Below are 4,962 nucleotides of genomic sequence, written 5' to 3'. Positions count from 1 at the left end.
ATTCCAGACGATGCCCAGGATCTTATAGGGTGGGTCAGCCGCGCGGCCGGCAGGCCGGGGCGCAGACAACGATCAGGTGGGTCAGTTCTTCGGTGGTGGGCGGGTCAGTTCCTCGTCGGCGCTGACAGACTGCGGAGGAGGGCCGGAAACGGGGGACGGACTCACCCCCGGCTCTTCTCACCCCCCTCCCACGGTTCACCGGTGGCCGATTCCGGCACGGAACGGCCGGTGACATGCGGTCCCGTGCAGGGGCGAGTGTCACCGGTCGCGGCAGCTCCCAGGTCAAACCAGTAGCTTCCGACGGAGAGCTCCTCGTCCTCCGGAAGCACGACCGGGACGTACGCACGGCATACCAAGCACTCCGGACATCAACGTCCCGAACGCTCCCGACCACCAAACCGCCGCCGCGTCCCGAACGCCCACGAACGTCGGATCCATGCACAGGAGATTTGCACCCCATAGGCTCACGCCCATGCCGGGCGTACACAAGACCACCCCGTCCAGAGGAAAACCCCCTCTGGACGGGGTGTCGATCTTGCCGTGCTTGTAGCGCCTTCTGGGCGCAAAGGCCTTAGAAGGTCATGCTCAGCTTGTGGACCAGCTGGTAGACGTCGTTGGTGTCGCCAGTTGCGGTGTTGTCAGCCACGCCATCGCCGTTGACGTCGGCGATCGTCGGCAGGATGTTGGCGCCCACGTCTGCAGTGTTGCTGTCCACCAGGGTGTACGGCTGCGCGGCGAAGTAGTCCCCAGACGCCAAGTAGCCGAAGTGGACCGAGTAGGTGAGGTTGTCGAGCAGCTTGTAAGCCGCGCCCAAATCGATTTCCCAGCCATAGTCGTCGTCGCGATCCACGACGGCAAAACCGGCCGCGTTGATGACATGTCCGGCGCCATTCTCTTCATCCGCCCACGCCTTGGCCACAGCCCCGTGCAGGCTCAGCTTGTCCGTGACCTGGTAGTCAGCCAGCAGGCCAATGGACTGCACACCGGACGCAACCATGGCACCACTGGCGGCCTGATGGTCGTTGACCAGCATGGCGGAGTCGCTACCCGTCAAAATGTAGTATGGGGCGAAGTCCTTTCCGATGTTGCCCGGACCCGTAACCCTCAAGATACCGGTCATGTCGCCGCCGGGGCTGGCCGTGTCCCCGGGCTCATCGCCAGAGGCGTAGAAGTACAGAAGACCCAGGTCGAAGCCGGCCATCTTGGTGCCCACTTTGGCCATGGCACCCCAGGTATCAATGTCCACGTCACGTGCGGCTGCGGCATCGAAATCCGACCAGTCGCCGAAGTCGTGGACCAACTCAGCGTCGAGATAAAAGCCCGCGAACTTGACGCTGCCGGACAGATCAAAGCGGTGCCACATCCGGTCGAAGGCACCAGGAGCACCCACGGTGCCGGCATCGCCGGCCAAGGCGTTATCGAACAGGAAGTAGCCAAGATCCACGTTGAACATGTCAGCCTTGTAGCCCACCCCGAGGACATAGAGGTCGGAGTCGGCGTCCGTAGCCGTCGGAACACCCGTGGCGGTGCTGATGGGAGCGTCGCCCTCGGTGCTCTTCTGATAGACTGCCACTAGGCTCCACGGCGCGGGCAGGAAATTCGGCCACCATTGGATCCGGTCAGCAGGGGCGTTGTGATTCAAGAAGTCATGGCCCCACTGGCCGCCCGTGCGGCGACCGACCTCGAGCTTGCCCACCGGCGACAGATACTGGACATAGAGCTTATTGACGTCGAAGGTCCGGCCGTTGTTGGTGTTGGTGCTGTCCTGGCTGCCCCAGATGCTGGTATCGATGAAGCGCAGGTCGGCGATGATGGAACTCTTGTCGTTGATCTTCATCGTCGGGATCATCTTCATCTCGTGGGCGAAGTACGCATCCGAACCGGTAACAGCCCGGTCCGTGGTTGCGTTATAGCCCGAAGTCGTGGTGCCCGGAATGACGCCAGGGGCGATATTGGTCAACGCGCCGGTGGTAAAGGCACCGGTAAGGGGGTCAAACAGGGTAGTGTTGTCAGTCAGTCTCATACCGGTGCCGTTGGCATCGCTCAGGTTGACGCCCGCGGCCCAATACTCACCCTTGACCGAGAAATCCACCGCGGAGGCGGTGGACGCGACACCGGCCACCATTCCCAAGGCGGCCACCGTCATCAGAACTTTCTTCATCTCCTGTCTCCTTGCACTGTGTGTGGTTGTTGGGGTTGACGTCTTCGGGCGGCCCCTTCTCCCAAAAGGGTCACCCACCTTCAGTCATCGATGTCGAGGTGGTTGCTGTTTCGTCCCTGTGTCGCGCCTCACCCCCTTGTCGCTCCTGGGTTGAACCACGAAAGGGCGCCGGGCAGACCGATGCCCTCGACCACGGGAGACATCTAAGCAGGCAACCCCTGCGGATGTCAAGATTTTTTTCACGCTCCCCGACAACAAGCGCGTGCAAGCAACTCCCGCGTAGCCGACGCCTGGGGCGCTACGCGGGCAAGACCGGCCTGCCTGGTGGCGCTCAATGCCGTACCCCCAGCTCCTCGCGCACGATCCGACGGACGATGTCCGGGGTCAGCACGTCCTGCCCGCAGCCCAGAAACGCGGCCAATGCCTCATTGATCAGGGCCTGGTAGCCGCGTCCCGTTCTCTCGGCCTCCTCTTTGAAACGCTGGATGATGGCATCAACCAGGTAAAGAGTGACACAGGTCTTTCCTTGGGAGGAGACCACCGGACCTCGTTTCCCCCCTGAGAAATCATACTCCCTCTTCATAATGCCCTCCTCTCTCTGGGGGTCGGCTTACGCACGGAAATCACGCGGATGCTCTCGCCGCGGTGGGTCCAGACCACCACCCTTAACAGGCCGAACACGTTCGAGCCCAGAGTCACGAAACGCTGCTCACCCTCTGCGGGCACAGGGCCAACCGACTTGCCATGCCCCCACCCAGCGAGTGCCGCCTCGCTCCGTGCATGCTCCTGCCTCACAGCCCCCACACCGTGATCCGCCGGCCCCGGCACTCCTCCTCCCGGCGGAAGCATTTCTCCTCCCAGGGCTTGTCCGGGGTACGGTCGAAGATCACGAGGTGGGCCTCGCCGGCGCCGCAGCGGTCGGCGTATTCCCAGGTCTGGGCCAGGCCGGCCTGCACCGTCGCGGCCAGACCCTTATGCAGGACCTTCAGCTCGATCACCACCTTCTGGACACCGACCGGATGGGGCCAGGCGAGTAGGAGATCGGTGCGCATCCGGCCGAGGCCGTACTCCCGGTCGATCCGGCCGCCGCCGTTGACGATCCGCTGCAGGAAGGCCTGCATGAGGAGCTGGGGGCCGGCCTCCCGGTAGTGGAAGCGCTCCAGCCACGACTCGGCATGCTCGCGGAAGAAATCCTGGAAGGCGGCCAGAAGCCGATTCATGTCCAGGCGGCCGTCCGGACAGAGGTACCAGGGCGCCTCATGGGTGATGGTCACCTGGACGCTGGCGGTCAGCTGCCGGGGGATGATCTCCTGGTAGATGGGGTTGGCAATGCGCAGATTTCCCTGAGTGGTGATGAGGCCAAGATCAACGGCATATTCGATATCGTCGGGGGCTAGCCGCTCCAGCGCGGTGCTCCCCTCCAGGATGGGCTGGATCACCCGCCGGACCCGCTCTTCCTGGAGCTTGTCGGCCAGCTGGTCGAGATGGGGCTCCCGCCGGAGGATGAGCTGCTCCCGGGCCGCGTCGATCAAGGCGGCGGCAATCGGCTGGGAGCGGTCCCGGCCGGCCTCCATCCGGAAGCAGGCCTCGTAAGCCAGTGCATTCACCAGCCAGGGCTGGCCCTGGCTGAGATCCCAGATGACCTGCACCGCCTCGGGCAAAAAGACCTGGCCGGTCTCCTCCCGATGCTGGGCCAGCACCATCTGCACTTCCGAACGAGAGAAATCCCCGAGTCGCAGGGACTCGGCCTTGATGTTGAAAGCACTGCCGCCGGTGATCACCTCGCCATCGCCCTGATGGATGCGGTAGTCCCGGACATCCCGGACCCCGCAGAGCACCACGGTGCTGGGGAAGAGGGCCGGGCGCCTCGGATAGCCGGCGCGGACCTGCCGCAGCACGGAAATGAGGGTGTCACCCACCAGGGTGTCGATCTCGTCGACGAGCAGCACCAGCGGCTTGGAGCCCTGCTGCATGCACCAACGGGTCAGGGTCTCCTCCAGGGCGACATCCGGACTCTTGCGCGCCAGCACGTCGGCCACAATCCCTTCCAGTTGCGGATCCCCGGCGAGGAACGCGGCGGTGGCGAGCTGGTGGACGATGGCGGTGATTCCCCGGGCCACGTCGTTCCGGGCGGCCTGGGCCGGCTCCACATTGACATACAGGCAACGGTAGCGGCCGCCGGCATTGAGAAGGTCCATGAGGGCCAGGAGGCAGGTGGTCTTACCGGTCTGGCGGGGCGCATGCAGGACAAAGTACTTCTTCTGGGCGATGAGGGTGAGGATCCAGGGAAGATCCAGACGGCCCAGAGGCGGCAGGCAGTAGTGATCTTCCGGGCGTACCGGCCCGGCGGTGTTGAAGAAGCGCATTCCTCGCCTGAGGACCGCGGGCTGTTGGGCTGCCCGGTTCGGTGGACCAGGATCAGGGACCGGCCCCCCAATCCGGAGTGATGCCATGCGCGGGGCGCACTCGACTGGGTGCAACGCCGGAGGTCCGCTCCGATGGCCGTTGTTTCTTCAGAGAGTGCCGGAAGGCCGGCGTTGGCCAGATCGCCCCAGAAGAGAGCCTCAGGACACCGGTGCCGCCGGGCCCGCCTTGTCCGGCATGGAAAGGAGGGCCAATCTCATGACCCAGACTGGTCGCAGCGAAGATATGCCTCCGACAAGGAATTGGTGTGACTATGAATCCAAATGTCAGTTGGGTTCTGTAATATCAAGGGGTTACGGTGCGGCCATGTGCCATACCTGCTCAAGAATCTTGCAGGTCGTTCCATGAACGGCAGGTGCCGTCCCAAGGCATTCTTG

Annotated in this window: 4 protein-coding genes; all 4 read right to left on the bottom strand. The window is 63.9% G+C overall.

The genetic code is table 11. From position 1 onward, the window contains the following. Positions 1 to 571: 571 nt before the first annotated feature. Positions 572 to 2,161, bottom strand: a complete 1,590-nt coding sequence (locus AB1634_18630) for a hypothetical protein (GenBank protein ID MEW6221529.1) — start codon at positions 2,159 to 2,161, stop codon at positions 572 to 574. Between the two features lie 331 nt (positions 2,162 to 2,492). Then, on the bottom strand, positions 2,493 to 2,744 hold the full coding sequence (locus AB1634_18625) for a CopG family transcriptional regulator (protein ID MEW6221528.1): 252 nt from the start codon (positions 2,742 to 2,744) through the stop codon (positions 2,493 to 2,495). Then, on the bottom strand, positions 2,741 to 3,010 hold the full coding sequence (locus AB1634_18620) for a BrnT family toxin (protein ID MEW6221527.1): 270 nt from the start codon (positions 3,008 to 3,010) through the stop codon (positions 2,741 to 2,743). Before AB1634_18620 ends, AB1634_18625 begins: the two co-directional genes overlap by 4 nt. Further along, positions 2,953 to 4,527, bottom strand: a complete 1,575-nt coding sequence (locus AB1634_18615) for an AAA family ATPase (GenBank protein MEW6221526.1) — start codon at positions 4,525 to 4,527, stop codon at positions 2,953 to 2,955. Before AB1634_18615 ends, AB1634_18620 begins: the two co-directional genes overlap by 58 nt. Between the last annotated feature and the right edge of the window lie 435 nt (positions 4,528 to 4,962).

Source organism: Thermodesulfobacteriota bacterium, assembly GCA_040755095.1.
In the GTDB taxonomy this organism is placed as follows: domain Bacteria; phylum Desulfobacterota; class Desulfobulbia; order Desulfobulbales; family JBFMBH01; genus JBFMBH01.
The sequence above is the reverse complement of the archived record's forward strand: the minus strand, read 5'-3'. Positions and strand labels throughout refer to the sequence as shown.